Source organism: Lyngbya sp. CCY1209 (assembly GCF_035615495.1).
GTDB lineage: Bacteria > Cyanobacteriota > Cyanobacteriia > Cyanobacteriales > Microcoleaceae > Limnospira.
In genome coordinates, this window is record NZ_JAJENU010000251.1 from 1 (window position 1) to 14,733 (window position 14,733).

9 protein-coding genes are annotated in these 14,733 nt (G+C 54.9%); 3 read left to right on the forward strand and 6 right to left on the reverse strand.

All coding sequences use genetic code 11. The features are described 5' to 3' along the window. Positions 1 to 86: 86 nt before the first annotated feature. On the reverse strand, positions 87 to 1,385 hold the full coding sequence (locus LKE08_RS06695) for a DUF697 domain-containing protein (protein WP_324703431.1): 1,299 nt from the start codon (positions 1,383 to 1,385) through the stop codon (positions 87 to 89). Between the two features lie 367 nt (positions 1,386 to 1,752). On the opposite strand from LKE08_RS06695, the gene LKE08_RS06700 reads away from it, so the two are divergent. Further along, positions 1,753 to 1,989, forward strand: coding sequence for a type II toxin-antitoxin system Phd/YefM family antitoxin (locus tag LKE08_RS06700; RefSeq protein ID WP_324703432.1), 237 nt, complete (start codon positions 1,753 to 1,755; stop codon positions 1,987 to 1,989). Then, a complete protein-coding gene (locus LKE08_RS06705; protein ID WP_324703433.1) occupies positions 1,976 to 2,356 on the forward strand; it encodes a PIN domain-containing protein in 381 nt (126 codons plus the stop codon). The genes LKE08_RS06700 and LKE08_RS06705 overlap by 14 nt, the downstream gene beginning before the upstream one ends. Positions 2,357 to 2,473: 117 nt before the next feature. Here the strand turns inward: LKE08_RS06705 and LKE08_RS06710 are convergent, their stop codons facing one another. Next, positions 2,474 to 5,620: a HEAT repeat domain-containing protein gene (locus tag LKE08_RS06710; protein ID WP_324703434.1), complete on the reverse strand. Its 3,147-nt coding sequence runs from the start codon at positions 5,618 to 5,620 to the stop codon at positions 2,474 to 2,476. A 159-nt stretch (positions 5,621 to 5,779) separates the two neighbouring features. On the opposite strand from LKE08_RS06710, the gene LKE08_RS06715 reads away from it, so the two are divergent. Further along, positions 5,780 to 5,965, forward strand: a complete 186-nt coding sequence (locus LKE08_RS06715) for a hypothetical protein (RefSeq protein ID WP_324703435.1) — start codon at positions 5,780 to 5,782, stop codon at positions 5,963 to 5,965. 16 nt (positions 5,966 to 5,981) lie between these two features. Here LKE08_RS06715 and LKE08_RS06720 read toward each other — a convergent pair whose 3' ends face one another. The 4 genes from LKE08_RS06720 to LKE08_RS06735 are packed head-to-tail and all read right to left on the reverse strand — an operon-like array spanning position 5,982 to position 14,546. After that, positions 5,982 to 7,151, reverse strand: coding sequence for an ATP-binding protein (locus LKE08_RS06720; RefSeq protein ID WP_324703436.1), 1,170 nt, complete (start codon positions 7,149 to 7,151; stop codon positions 5,982 to 5,984). Then, positions 7,096 to 8,913 (reverse strand): histidine kinase dimerization/phosphoacceptor domain -containing protein, encoded by a 1,818-nt coding sequence (locus tag LKE08_RS06725; RefSeq protein WP_324703437.1) that lies wholly within the window; start codon positions 8,911 to 8,913, stop codon positions 7,096 to 7,098. The genes LKE08_RS06720 and LKE08_RS06725 overlap by 56 nt, the downstream gene beginning before the upstream one ends. After that, positions 8,910 to 9,875, reverse strand: coding sequence for an ABC transporter substrate-binding protein (locus tag LKE08_RS06730; protein ID WP_324703438.1), 966 nt, complete (start codon positions 9,873 to 9,875; stop codon positions 8,910 to 8,912). The genes LKE08_RS06725 and LKE08_RS06730 overlap by 4 nt, the downstream gene beginning before the upstream one ends. A gap of 51 nt (positions 9,876 to 9,926) precedes the next feature. After that, entirely contained in the window at positions 9,927 to 14,546 is a 4,620-nt protein-coding gene (locus LKE08_RS06735; RefSeq protein WP_324703439.1) for a PAS domain S-box protein, read from the reverse strand. Positions 14,547 to 14,733: the final 187 nt, after the last annotated feature.

Genomic DNA, 14,733 nt, shown 5'->3' on the forward strand with positions numbered 1-14,733 from the left:
TATCTCCCCCCTTACTCCCCCCTTTCAAAGGGGGGCTGGGGGGGATGGGGGTTGGGGGGGATGGGGGTTAGGGGGGCGAATCGGAATCAAGATTTACCCTTTTTAAACCGTTCCTGAGCAGTTGCAAAAGCCTCTTTCATCACCTGTTGGATGCGATCGGGATCGGGTTTTTTTCCACCCATTAAATCGCCGAAATAGACGCAGGCTGTCTCCCCCAACGCCCCCGTATAGGCGGCGGCCCAAGAAGCGGCGATCGCACTTCCCAAACCGGGAATAAACTTCACCAATTCCCGTCCCACGGCCTGGGCGAGAAATCCCCCCGCGATCGCGCTCACCAATCCCCCCGCCTGGGACGGGGACAGGGTTTGGCCGTAGAGTTTCCCCAGCAAACCCACCATCGACACCTGCAACGCCGTCAGGACGGGCATCGTGGCGAAGGGGAGGGGAACCGCCGCCACCGTCCCCGCCATGATGGAAAACGCCAGGACGTACCGCCGCGCCACGTCCCGGTACAGGTTGCCGATTTTTTCCCCCGCCTGCCCTTCCAAAAGCTGGTAAATCGTCCGGGCTTCCGCCTCCGGGAGCAGTTCCGCCAGGGTATCTCGGAAGCTTTCCAAGCCGTAAAAAACGGGGGTGTAGCCGTCTTCTTCCAGGGTGAAATCGATCGTAATGGCGCGATCGCACAGTTTCCCGAACCCATTTTTAATCGCATCGAACGCCCGGTTCACCGCCTCCAAATCGGGGGGATAGGGCGGGTGATTTTCTACCTCTGGCGGATAGACTTCGTGGAGGCACGTCACCGCCAACAGACAGGGCAAATCGGGATAGGATTTCCGCAATTCTTCCGCGATCGTCCGCAAAGTATCCGTGGCGAAATCGTTGATTTTCACCGTCAAAATCAGCACCCGGGCGCCGCGGCTGTCCCGCTTGAGATCCCCCACCAACTCCTCGATTAAGGCGTCGGTATCCTGGTTGATGTCGCCGAGTCCGACGGTATCGGTAAAAATCAGCAGCGGCAGGTCCGCCGACGGGTAGGCGTAGCGTTCGGTATTTTGGGTGTGCGGCTTGAATCCCTGGCCGACAATTTCCGGCGAAACCCCCGTCAGCCCCCGCACGATGGAGCTTTTCCCCGCCTGGGGCTTGCCGATCAGCAGGGCCTCGGTGGTGGGGAGTTCGGCCCGGACTCGCTCCAATATTTCGGCCACCTGTTCTTCGCTGACGCTGAACCATCCCGTCAGGGCGTTCGCCACCCGATCCATCGGGACGAGCCGGCCGAACCGCCGGGAAACGTCGTTCAAACTTTCCGACAGGCGATCGCTCCAGGACGGCTTTTTCTCCTGGGGGTTGTCTTCCGGGGGTCGGTTGGCCTGGGGTTGCTCGGACATGGTTGAGGTGTCGGGTGTGCGGAAATTGCTCTTATCTTACCACCGAGGTTTGGGCGGTGCGATCGCTTTTGAAACTCCCGCGCCGTCATTTTTGAGTGAGCGATCGCTTTGAACTGTTAAAGCAGATGATCCGGAGTGCGATCGCCCCTTATTTTCTAATTGGATGGACGATTCATATCCGACTCATCCGAACCGTCGGGCGATGGTCAAACCCCGGTGCGATCGCGGCTGAGATCGAGTTCTCCATCCTCCACTTTTTGACACAGCGGAGACTGAGATGCCCTACAGAAGCCAGAAGTTTCAATTATAGATTGAGGTTTTGATCCAATATGCGATATTATAGAGACAGACGTTGAAGGAGAAAAGTATGAAAAGTGTCACCCCCCAGGAATTAAAAGGAAATCTTGATAATTTACTTGAGGAGATTTTAAAAACCGGCATTCCTCTGGAAATCGATCGCGGGGGAAAGCGTCTCCGCATCGTCCCAGTCGAAAAGTCAGACAAGTTACAGAATTTGGTCTATCGGCCTCATGTGATTGTCGGAGATCCGGACGATCTGATCGATATCAATTGGGAACAGGAGGTCAATCTTGATCTACCTTGACACTCACGTTGTCGTCTGGCTATATGCAGGATTGACGGACAAATTCAGTGATTTTGCGACATCTTTGATTAACGATCACGATCTCTATATTTCACCGATGATCCGTTTGGAGTTGCAATATCTCTACGAACGTGGACGAATTTCGGAACAGCCAGAACCGATGATTGCCGATCTAGATAATCTCATGGGTGTGAAGATCTGTGAATTAGATTTTAATACCGTAATTGGTTGCAGTCTGAAAATAGATTGGACTCGCGATCCCTTTGACCGTATCATCGTTGCTCATGCGGCAGTCAACCAGAATATTTTACTGACAAAAGACCGTCGCATTTTGGCGAACTACGAACACGCACAATGGGAAGAGTAGCACAGGCATCTTGCCTGTTAGGAGAAACGATCGCGGTGCGTTCCCAACGTTACTAACCGACTTTACCGATGATGGGTAAGTGGGAACGCACCCTACACAACTCTACTCATTCTCGAACTAACGAACCATCTGATTTGTCTCCTGCAAACGCTGGCTGAGAAACTTGCAGATCTCCCAAAGAATTTGCGGACGCTGGGTGACTAAACTGATAAATCGGGTTTTTTCCAAACTCAATAAAACGCAGTGTTCAGCCGCGATCGCATTGGCCGATCGCACGCTGTCCCCGAACAGAGACGCCTCGCCAAAATGCTTGCCGACTTCCAACTGTTTCAACTCCCGTTCCTGTCCGTCCACCTCCCGCACGATCCGCACCCGACCTTTGACGATAATATAAAATCGCTCCCCGGACGTTCCCTCCGCGAAAATCATTTCTCCGGCTAAATACTCCTCCTGTTCCAGGGCGCGATCGATGAGCAAAATCTCGTCCAGCGAGAGGGTTTGAAACAGCGAAACATTCTTCAATAACAGCAGGCGATCGATCATAAAATTCTCCGGAATGGGTAACTGTTTGGGCAGCAAAACCACCGACTCGGCGACCTGCCGCACCAGGGGATCGCGGTCCTGTTGGGCGAAGGTTGCCGGCATCTCCACCAGGGCGATTAAAGCCCCGATTTTCAGCCAGCGATCGCGGGTTTCCAACGCCTCCAATAAAACGCGATATTGTCTCAAAGGAGAAGTCGGAGAAGCCGGTCCGCCGCCGCCGTCCGCCGCCATCTCTTCCAACAGCGGCATCAGGGGGCGAATAAATCGCCCCTGCCGCAGGGAACTCAGGGTTTCCACCGCATTCGCCCGGGCCCGTTTGTCGGGACTCGACAGCAGCCCTTGGACGGCGCCGACGGTGGATTCCTGCCCCAAATTGGAGAGGATATTAAACACCTGTTTGAGGAGGCGTTGCTGGTAGTCCGCGATCGCCACTTTTAACAGTTCAAATACCGGGTCGTCATCGGGGAGAGTCTGCCGCCACCGCCGCGTCCGGTTCAGCAGTTGGAAGTCTTCTCGCATGAACTCAAACAGCAGATCTTCGGCCTGTTTGGTTCGCACCCTGGCAATGGCCGCGATCGCGGCATTGACGACGGGGGGATGTTCCGAAATCAGATAATCCCGCCACATCCCCAACCCCTCATTTCCGTAGAGACTCGCCGTTTTTGCCGCCTGTTCTCTCACCCCCAAATTGTTGTCTTCCAAGCGACTAAAAACCTGAGACATCCACCGGCGATCGCGGACTTTTTCCAATACCTGCAAAGCGGCAATTCGGACTTGAGAACTTTCGTTGCCGAGTTCGGAAACGGCTATTTCTCCGCACAATACCGGATCGCGATCGGCAAATTGAGAGAGGGCGAATAACCCTTCCGCTTTCACGTCCGGCGGGGCGTTTTGTAGGACATCCGCCAGCAGGGGAATCAGTTCGGGATTGTGACTTTCTCCCACGGCACGCACCACCGCCAGACGGGTGGGGACATCCGGTTGCAGCGGACACACTTGATGGTAAAGGTCCGGAATCGAACCGTCGATCCCGGTTTGGGCGGTGGCGATACAGGCGAGGGCGCGAACTTCGTCATTTTCGTCGTTTAACAGGGTTTGAATGCGATCGCCGGACAGGCGAAACCCGAGGGCGATGCACAGTTCCAAACCCACGCAGCGAACCGACGGGCGATCGCAACTGAGAAAGGATTTGATACGATTATAATCCCCCATATCCGCCGTTGTAAACAGGCGGATCGTCGCCTTTCTGACTTCTTCCTCGGCATCCCCCAGCATTTTTTTGATGTCGGGTATGAAACGCTGGGGGTTGTCAAAATGGGCAATCAATTCCAATGCCAATACCTGATTTTTTGGTTCGTTATCCTGTAGCAATCGGCGCACGTCCTCGGTATAATTTTCGGGAAGACGCAACCCGTCCGCCACCCGGTTCAGGTTGACGGAACCCGATCGCACCATCCGGACGAGCGATCGCACGTAACTTTTTCCGGTCCAATAACCGAGAAACACCAAACCGCAGCTCAAAATTACCCCCAACCAGACGATTTTGTAGGCGCCCATCCAACCCAACGTCCCCATCAAAACCACCCCCGCCATGCACTGCCCGAGGGGGGAAAATAGGCCTTCCCCCCACACCCGCAACCGCCCGCCAAACCGGGGGGGCACGGCGTTATAATTGAGGGTTGTCAGGGGCAGGGCGATGCTGTAAAATAATGTCCGATAGGTGAGTTGCATTCCCACCGCAGCGGTCAGGGTGTAGCTGAATCCCATCGCCAAGAAACTGCCCAGTAACGTGAGGGGATAAACCCAATTCGCCCGGGCAATTCCGAGTTTTTGAATTAAGGGTGTGGTGATGAATGAAATGATGGCGAACTGAATGGCGGTGAGGGCGGCGGTGACGAGTCCCAAAAATGCCGCGAGTTCTTGTTTTTCGGGAAATTCCTGTTTGTAAAGGGTGGAATATTCAAACTCGCCGATGCCGCGCACCAGGGCGGTTCCGAAAATATTGGCGACCAGGAAAATCGCGATCGGATAGTGTCGGGAAAGTTTGGTCAGGGTTTCCCAGGTTTCGGCAAATTTGACCTTTTTTACTTTGGGTTTCGGGGCTTCTGCGGGGAGGGGATGGTTCCGGGATTCCAAATCGTAAATTTGACCGATCGCGATCGCGTACAGCACGGGCAAAAATAACAACTGATTTTCCAGGGAAATCGTCCGGGAAATCACCCCGACCCAAATACTGCCCAGCAAGTATCCGGCGGTGGTTCCGAGGGAAATTAACGCTGTGAAGCGTTTGAGTTCGAGGGTGGTAAAGTAGTCCGCCACCAGCGTCCAAAACTCGATCCGAAACTGGAGGATGTAAATCAGCCAAATTAAAATATATAAGATAAAATAAATGGCGACTAAATCGAGGGTAATTAACAGCCGAATGCCGAGAATTAACCCGGCGGCGACCCACAACACGACCCGAAATAAGCGGGGGCGGTTGAAGCGATCGATGATATTGGTGAAACCCGCCGAAACGGTCATCAAAACCAAGGGCATGATGATGAAAAATAGGGGCAGGTTTTCGGCCCCGGCTTCGGCCAAAAAGAGCGATCGCCCCAAAGTCATCCCGATCGCCTGGGCCGCCATGATGGTGAAGCCCAGCAACACGAAATGGGCCAGCGATCGGATCTGGGAAGCCGGAATTCCGAGTCGCCTTTCAATCTGTCTAAATCGTCCCATTTTTCGCCCCAATTCTCAAGTCTGCATTGTATAATAAAGGTTGTATTGAGATTGTCAAATCGAACACGAAATACCCAAACCCCCGTTGTTGGGCTTGAGCCCCTCACTGCGCTAAAGCGCCACAACGAATTGACTGAATTTATTGTATTTTCATTCAGAATGTTTTCGATTCCTGCAATTCCATCTCCGCCGCCCGCGATCGCGTTTGATATCTCCCGGGCGATCGCGTGCCCACCAGCTTTTCGAGACGGACAGACGGAAGATTTGGATTTTTCTCATCTGAAGGGGGCGGGAAACGGGGCGGGCCGTTTTTGTTTGATGAAACTCATTTTAATGGTAATTTAGGGTGATTAACGCCATATTAATTCTGACAAAATCCCGCCGTCGGCAACGTCACGCTGACGGTGGTCCCCACACCCACCTGACTCTCGATGTCAATTGTCCCCCCCTGCAAATCAACGGCGTGTTTGACAATTGAGAGTCCCAAACCCGTGCCTTTGATGTCGCCGACATTATCGGCCCGTTCAAATTGCTTGAATAATTTGTGGCGATATTCGGGAGGGATTCCGATGCCGCGATCGCGAATTTGGAAACAAACCCGATCCGATTCGCACGTCACCTCCAAGCAAATTTCCCCGCCCTCGGGAGAATATTTGATCGCATTGGATAATAAATTGGTCAAAATATATCGCAAGAGTTTGACATCTAAATTGACGAAACACTCCTCTCCACGACTCACAAATTGACAGGTGTGTTTGTCCGTCGCCAGCGGGTGAAATTCTTGTAAAATATCGTGGCTGAAGGCGATGACATTGATCGATTGAGGATTCAAACGCTGTTTTCCGGCTTCGGCTTGGCTGAGGATCAAAACATCTTCGAGAATTTCATTCATCGTTTTTACGGAAACCCGAATCCAATCCAAATGCTGTTGTTTTTTCTCCTCCGGGAGTCGGTTTCCATAATCTTTTAAAATGCCGGCGGAAACCTGAATCACCGTCATCGGGTTTCGCAAATCGTGGGAGGCGCGGTTGAGGTAGCGGGATTTTTCTTGATTCTGATTTTCGGCTTGACTCAGCAACCCGGCAATTTCCCGGTCTTTTTTATGCTTGCCGATCGCCATTTTTATAGCCGCGTGTAATTCCCGCTCTTTGAAGGGTTTTAAAATGTAACCGTAGGATTGGGTTTCTTGGGCGCGTTCCAAGGTTTGGTCGTCGGCGTAGGCGGTGAGATAAATGATCGGGATGGAACAGATTTCATGAATTTTCGCCGCGGTTTCGATGCCGTCGAACTCCCCTTCGATGACGATATCCATCAGGATCAGATCCGGCTTCAGTTCTAAAGTCCGGGCGATCGCCTCCATTCCCGACGCGACGATATCGACCACTTCGTAGCCCAACTTTTCGAGTTTGCGGGCCAGTCCTTTGGCGATCAAAAATTCATCTTCGACAATTAAAATTTTAGGTCTATCCATATATTTATAACCGATTTCTGTACTGACGTTCGGAAAAAACCAACTTGAATTCTGTGCCATTATTTCGACTCATTTCCAGGGTTCCTCTCAGTTGGTGGGTGAGGGTACAAACCAGTTCCAAACCCAAAGATTCGACCGTCCGAAAATCCAAATTTTCGGGGAAACCGATGCCGTCATCTTTGACGATGAGGATAATTTTTTCTCCTTCATCTCGGCGCAAGCTCAGTTTCAGGGTTCCGGAACGTCCGTCGGGGAAGGCGTGTTTGAGTGCGTTAGAAACCAACTCATTGACGATCAAACCGCAGGGGTTTGCGGTTTCGACATTCAAATAAATAGGTTCGACATCGGATTGAAAAGTAATGCGATCGCCGGGGATAAAATTGTAGGTTTCAAATAAATTGTCCGCCAACGTTTCCAGATAGTCCCCAAAATCGATCCGGTCTAACCCCGGCGATCGATAAAGTTTTTCATGGATCAATGCCATCGAATAAATGCGCTTCTGGCTGTCCGCCAAAACTTTGAGAATTTCCGAGTCGCTAATATAATCCTCTTGGAGTTCTAATATATTGGAGACGATCAGCAAATTATTTTTCACCCGATGGTGAATTTCTTTGAGCAAGATCTCCTTTTCTTTGAGAGAAGTCCGGATTTGTTCTTCGGCTTGTTTTCGTTCCGTAATATCCCGAAAAACGCAGATCAACCGCCGGTTGTCCGCGAGGGTGAGGGAAACTTCCTGGGGGAACCGAGAACCGTCCCGCCTTTTTGCCATCGCCTCCCCCCGCCAGTGGCCCCGATGCATTAAAATCGGAAAAACCTGAGTTTCAAACCAGCGAATGTCTTCCGCATCGTAAATCTGTCGCCAACTTTTACCCAACAAATCTGCGGCGCAATTGTAACCCAAAAGTTCGACGTGGGCGCGGTTGATGTAGATATATTCGGAATTGCCGTCGAGGATGGCGATGCCGTCGATCGCAGCTTCGACAGCCGCCAACTGCTGTTCCAGGCTGCGTTCGATATACTGCCGTTCGGCAATTTCGATGCTGAGTTTCTGATTAATTTTTTGCAGGCTGGCAAACTGCTCGTCCAAAATCGAAGCCAGGAATCCGATTTCATTTTTGGGGAGCGACGGGGATTGTTTTAAATATCCCCAACACCGCTTTTTTAAAATCGAATCGTACAGGTGATGCAGGGGGCGCAAAATTATCGATTCGATCTGCAACGCCACGAGCGCCAAAATGATCGAACTCCCCGCCAACAGGGTGATCGTCGAGGTGGTAAAAGTCCGCCACACCTCCCGTTGCATCTGTTTTAAATCCAAAACCGCGATCGCCAATCCGCGATAGCCCGGGGTGTTAAATAAAACGCTGCTGAAGGGCAGAACTTGCACCCAAACCGGCTTGTCATCCAGCACGATTTCCGTGCTCATTTCCACCCCGGAACTCGCCGCCGTTTCCATAATCTGAGCCAGTTCCGGATGGATGGATTGATAGGACTGCAAGTCGAGCCGCTTGGGAGAATAAGCCAGGATTTCTCCCGTGGGGCTGATGATAGCGATTTCCTTCACCGCCGGCAACGTGCCGTAATTCTGCACCACCCGCCGGAGCAAATTCGTCTGGCCGACTTCGATCAATCCTTCCGTGGCAAATTCGAGCCCTTGGGTGATGGACTGGGCGCGTTTTTGAACTTGTTTTTGCAGGTGCGATCGCGTCAGGCGATAATTGATCGAGAGGGTCGTCAACCCGACGACGACCAGAGAAATCCCCAAACTCCGAAGCAGTTGCCGGGACAAACTCCGCTGGCAGTTGTGGAGATAACCCATCATGGCTTCCAAGCCTCAATCGCATTCATCACCGGCCGCGTCTCGATTTTGACATCTTCCCGGATGGTGCGGCTGTGACGGGGATCTTTTCGCAACAGGGCGACAATTTCTCCCGTCGCCTCTCCCAGGCGTCCTCCGGGAGAAAACATCCGCCGATTTAAGGCGACATCCCCCTTTTTGAGTCCCCCGTAATCCCTGGCGAAAGCTTCCGGAGTTTGACCCAATTCCCGAGCCACCCCCTCAAAAACCCGCTCGGGTCGAGTTTCAACTTCCCGCATCAAATCGAACCACGCCAAAATGAATTGGGTGAACGCCCGCTCGTGGCGGGCGACAAAACTGGCGCGGGAGGCCAAACCGTCGATCACCAAACTATCTACATCTCGGGTGGTAAAAATAATATTGCCTCCCATGCGATCGGCCGTCTCGCTCAACAGGGGTTCCCACAGAACGGCGCCATCTAGATTGTCTCTCTCCAACCGCTCTGCCGCTGTTTCATTTAAAACATTTTCAATTTGTACGACTTCGGGGGGGATGTCGTACAACTTCAGAGCTTCGAGCAAAATTAAATGATTGATGGTCCCCAAATTGGCTCCCACCGTTCGACCCGCCAGGTCCCGAACCGATTCGATCTCCGGTCGGGCGACGATGCCATCGGACCCCCAGGAAAGATTCGTCACCATCAACAAAGCGGGGCTGTCGTTGCCCGGATCGACCTGCATCAAGTCCCAGAGGGTGACGAAGGTGGCATCCACCGCCCCCCGCATCATCGCCCGGGCGGCGTCTTGGAGGTGGTCGAAATAAACTAAATCCAATGTAATCCCCCGGCGTTCAAATAAACCCGCCTCTTGTCCGTAGAGGGCGACGGTATATCCCGGCCAGTTGTTAATACCCACCCGCAGGGATTGGAGCGGCAGTGGGTCGCCGGGGAGGCAGCCGCCCAACCCCAAGCAGAGCAGCAGTATCATCGTTCCCCAAATGACTCGAATTGGCCGGCGCTTTTTTCCCTTCATGGCGGATCAGAATCGTTTTTTATATTTGAGTTCAACAAATGTAATCTCCACGCGGGTGCCGCGATCGCGATCCAATTGAATTTCACCTTGCAACTGTTCGGTCAGCATACAAACCAACTCCAAACCGAGGGAATCGACGTGGCGAAAATCCAGGTTTTCCGGGAATCCCACCCCGTCATCTCGGACGGCGAGGACGATCGCCTGTCCGGTGCCTCTGTAAAGTTGTAACTCAATTTTTCCCCGCCGGCCATCGGGGAAGGCGTGCTTGAGGGCGTTGGAAATCAACTCGTTGACGATCAGGCCGCAGGGGTTGGCGGTTTCAATGTTGAGGTCGATCGCCTGCAGGTCTAGTTCCACCTCGACCCGTTCCCGCTGGGAACTGTAGGACTCCAACAGACTCTCGACGAGGGCCTGCAAATATTCTTTAAAATTGACGCGATCGAGCCCCGTAGACCGGTACAGCTTTTCGTGGATCAAAGCCATCGAATAGATGCGATTTTGGCTATCTTCCAACAGTTGGATCAGGGCGGGATCGTCGGTGTAGTCCGTCTGAAATTCCAGCAGATTGGACACCACCAACAAGTTATTTTTGACCCGGTGGTGGATCTCTTTGAGCAGCAATTCTTTCTCATTCAAAGAGGCTTTCAATTGATCCTCAGCCCGCTTGCGATCGGTAATATCTTCGTAGGTGCCCAGAATGCCGACCACATTTCCGGCGCGATCGTGGAGGGGGATTTTATTGGTGTCGATCCAACACTGTTTCCCGCCGGCCCGCAGTTGGGTTTCGACGATATGCAGTTCGGGGCGATCGCTCTCCATCACCCGGGCATCGCAGGCCCGGTATCCATCCGCCTCTTCTCGGGACCAGGGCAAATCGTAATCGTCGAGGCCGATAATTTGTTCGGGATGGTCCAACCCCGCCCCCCGCGCAAAATTGCGGTTGCAGCCGAGATAAACCGAATTGCGATCCTTCCAAAAGATGCTCTGGGGGATATTATCCATCACCAACCGCAACAATTGTTGGGATTCTTGCAACTCTTCGTCCCCCTGCTGGCGGTCGATCGCCGTCGCCAAAATGTGAGCCACGCTCTTGAGGAAATTCAGGTCATCCCGGGAAAAATCCCGCTTGTCGTGGCTGTAGGCTGCCAGCACCCCGAAACAGTCGGTTTTCCCCTGGATGGCGACGCTCTGGCCGCAGAGGTTGGGGTGGCGGCAAATTTCCGGCTCTAGGGGCGGGGGTCGGCGCACCGCCCGGGGGGGGATCGGTTCGTGGGTGATGAAGGTGTAATTTTCCTCGTCGCTCCAGATGCTGAGGGTGAGGCGGGGATGTTGGGCCGAGGTAAATTCCAAGATCTTGCAATAGTCCATCTGCAACCCCCGGGGAACCTGGATCACCGCCTCCCGGATCAGGGTTTCCAGGTCGGCCCCCGAGAGGGCCATCTGGCCGAGTTGGGCGACGATCGCCTGTTGGCGGGCGCGAATCCGAATTTCCGCCTGGGCTTTTTTGCGGTCGGTGATCGCCTCGGTAAACATGATGATGCCGCCGATGTTGCCCCCGCTGTCGTGCCAGGGGCGAATTTCCCACTTCAGCCACTCCTGGGTCCCGTCGGCCCGGTAGAACAAATCTTCGTCGCAGGATTCGATCGCCCCGTGCAGGCAGCGTTCGTGAATGTCCCGCCACCGTTGGGAAATTTCGGGGAAAACCTTGTAGTGCGTCCGGCCGATCAAGTCGCGATCGCCCAACCCGTAGTCGCTGGACCAGCGCCGGCTGACGGCCAAATAGCGCATTTCCCGGTCGAACATCGCCACCGCGGCCGGGGCGTGCTCCACGAACAGGCGGAATTTCGCCTCGCTCTGCTGCAAGCTCTCCTCGGCCCGCTTCCGCTCGATCGCCGTCGCCAAGACGTGGGCAACGCTCTGGATGAAATTGATGTCGTCCTCGACAAACACCTTGCGGCGGTCGCTGTAGACCCCCAGACAGCCGAGATCCCGTTGCTGACCCTTCAACGGGACACTCACCCCGTTGAGGCGATCGTGGCGGTGCAGGGTCGGGGTCGAAGGCGGGGGACAATCCGGGGGGGCCGGCCCCAAATCTTCCCGGTTCAGGAAGGTGAACGCTTGAAATTCGGAGTGGGCGATCGCCAACGTCAGCAACATCCGCCCGTCGGGTTGGCGCTCGACAATCTTGCAGTAGCCCACGTTCAATCCCCGCGCCAACCGGGTCGCCACCTCTTCGATCAGGGCGTCGAGTTCCGAGCCGAAAAGGGCCAACTGGCCGAGTTCGGAGACGATCGCCTGCTGGCGGGCACGCTCCTCGATTTCGATCTCGACTTGCTGCCGCTCGAGGATCTCGATGAGCAACTGGTCGTTGGCGTCCCGCAGTTGGGCGGTGCGCTCCTCGACGACGGTTTCGAGTTCCTGATTCATCCGTTTGATCGCCTCTTCGGCCTGCTTGCGATCGCTGATGTCCCGGCAGGTGTAGAGCACTGTCCCCTCGCCGATCGCCACCCGCTTCACGTTGACCAAAACGGCGTGAGTATTTCCCCACTTATCGACAATTTCCCGCTCGATGTTGGGAATTTCCCCGCGCCGGTCCAAACGGCTTTCGTCAAATAGGGGCCCTCCCAAAAGCGATCGGATGTTCCCCAACTGCCAGACCTCGTGCTCCCGGTAGCCGAAAATGATGTTGGCGTTGGGACAAATAAACGTGAAGTGGCCGTCGCCGTCGGTGATGAACACCGCGTCCGAAATGGTGCTCAAAATCGCCCGGTGCAGTTCCTCCGACTGCCGCAGGGCCGTTTCCACCTGCCGCCGCTCCTGAATTTCCGCGATCAGGATCTCGTTAGCCTCCTCCAGGGCGGCGGTGCGCTCGGCCACGAGGCACTGCAATTCTTCCTGGGCATTTTTGAGCCGCACTTCCGCCCGCTTCCGGTCGGTGATGTCCCGGGCGACCCAGATCGCCGCCTCTTCCGAGATGGGGGAAATCCGGGCGAGAAACCAGGCGTTTGCGTTCCCCTGGGCGAGTTGGTATTCAAAATCGACGATTTTTTGGGTTTCGATCGCCTCGGCGACGGCTCGGCCGAAGATCTCCGCCGTTTGGGGTCGGGAAAATTGTTTGAGGGTTTCGCTGAGAATGTCCCATTTGGGATGGTACATCAGGGCCGGGTTGGTGGCGACCACTTCCAGGGGTTTGGCGTCGGCGCTGAGAACCAAAACGATGTCCGTCATGGCCGCGAAGATGCCCCGCATTCGGGCTTCCGACGATCGCAGCCGGATTTCGAGGGTCTGGCGATCGCGGATTTCCCGGTGCAGTTCTTGGTTGGTGGCCTTGAGTTGGCCGGTGCGGGCCAAAACCCGGCGCTCGAGTTCGGCGTTGAGGTGCCGGAATTCCGCTTCGGTTTGCCGTTTTTCTTCGAGTTCGGTTTGGAAACGGCGCAGTATTTCCGCCTGCTGGATGGCGATCGCCACCTGTCCGGCCAGGTGTCTGAGGCGATCGAGTTCCGACTCCTTCCACCGGCGGGGACGGTCCGCGACGGTGACGCTCAACAGGCCCCAGAGTTGAAAATTGTCCTGGGGGGACGACTCGCCAATCCCCCCTGCGGTGTCAACTTCCCCGACTCCTGACTCCCTAATACCTAATACCGCTTCCCCTTCCCCCGGAAGGCAAATGGGGACGAGGACTTGGGCGCGGACGTGCAGTCGTTCCAGCCGTCTCACGTCACCGGGTTCCATCCCCGCCGTGTAGATGTCGTCTACGGCGTAAATTTGACCGTTTTGATGGGGTTCGAGGCGATTTTTTGCCAAACAATCATCCCGGATGACTTCGCCCAGGAAGGACTCGCAACCGGCGCTGACGGACTCGGCGACCCCCAGGGCACCGCCGGTTCCCTCGAAGCGGTAGATGGTGACGCGATCGACGCCCAGGAACTGCCGCACTTCGTTGACGGTGGTGTTGAGGATGCGGTCGAGGTCGAGGGAGTCCCGGATGTGCAGGGCAATTTCGGCCAGCAGAAGTTGGCTTTCACCCAGGTCGGCTTCTGGCGCCCGGGGGAAATTTTGGGCTTTGAGGCAGTCGTTTTGTCGGGAAAGTCGTTGATTTTCGGTTTCGAGGCGACTCACCCGATCTTGCAATTCGCGGACGGTTTCGTAAAGGGCGATCGGGTCGGGGGGCCGCAAACTTTGGGGCGTGATCGCCCCCACCGGATGGCCCCGGCGATCGATGACGGGGAGGTGGTGAATTTGGTGGCCTCGCAGCAGGGAGGCGACGGTGAATATATCCTGATAATCTTCTTCCCGCAGGGCGATCGCCGGAGAGGTCATCACTTCGGCCACGGACACCTGAGACGGCCTGCACCCCGACGTCTCCAGACGCTCCAAGTCCCCCCCGGTCAAAATTCCCACCAGTTTTTCGCCTTCCACCACCAAGGCGTAACTGTCCGGATGGGGCCAGACCGACCCATTTTTGACTCGCTCCATCCATCGCGGCAAGGGATACCAATGCTGGCCGTGGGGCTGCATCTGGGCGATCGCCCGGGCTAGGGGCGTATTGGGGGACACCTTGAGAGGAGCGCGATCGAGAATTTCATCCAGGCAAGGCGAATGGACTGGATTGGAGGTAAATGCCATGAGTTCCGTGGCGGTGAGAAGTGACTGCCGGGACCGACGCCCGACAGCGTGGATAGTTTGACTTGGTTATATCTTAACTCCCTCGGGGAGGGGGAGCAGAGGAGGCGACCGGAGGCAGAGGCGACATCTTATATCAGATTCGTACAACCTCCCCAATCATCTTTAGATGATTTGAGCTATTAGCTTG

Coding starts and splice junctions, on each gene's coding strand:
- LKE08_RS06725 (WP_324703437.1), bottom strand. CDS start 8,913: ATGATGGGTTATCTCCACAACTGCCAGCGGAGTTTGTCCCGGCAACTG.
- LKE08_RS06735 (WP_324703439.1), bottom strand. CDS start 14,546: ATGGCATTTACCTCCAATCCAGTCCATTCGCCTTGCCTGGATGAAATT.
- LKE08_RS06715 (WP_324703435.1), top strand. CDS start 5,780: ATGTTTTCGATTCCTGCAATTCCATCTCCGCCGCCCGCGATCGCGTTT.
- LKE08_RS06730 (WP_324703438.1), bottom strand. CDS start 9,875: ATGATACTGCTGCTCTGCTTGGGGTTGGGCGGCTGCCTCCCCGGCGAC.
- LKE08_RS06710 (WP_324703434.1), bottom strand. CDS start 5,620: ATGGGACGATTTAGACAGATTGAAAGGCGACTCGGAATTCCGGCTTCC.
- LKE08_RS06695 (WP_324703431.1), bottom strand. CDS start 1,385: ATGTCCGAGCAACCCCAGGCCAACCGACCCCCGGAAGACAACCCCCAG.
- LKE08_RS06700 (WP_324703432.1), top strand. CDS start 1,753: ATGAAAAGTGTCACCCCCCAGGAATTAAAAGGAAATCTTGATAATTTA.
- LKE08_RS06720 (WP_324703436.1), bottom strand. CDS start 7,151: ATGGCACAGAATTCAAGTTGGTTTTTTCCGAACGTCAGTACAGAAATC.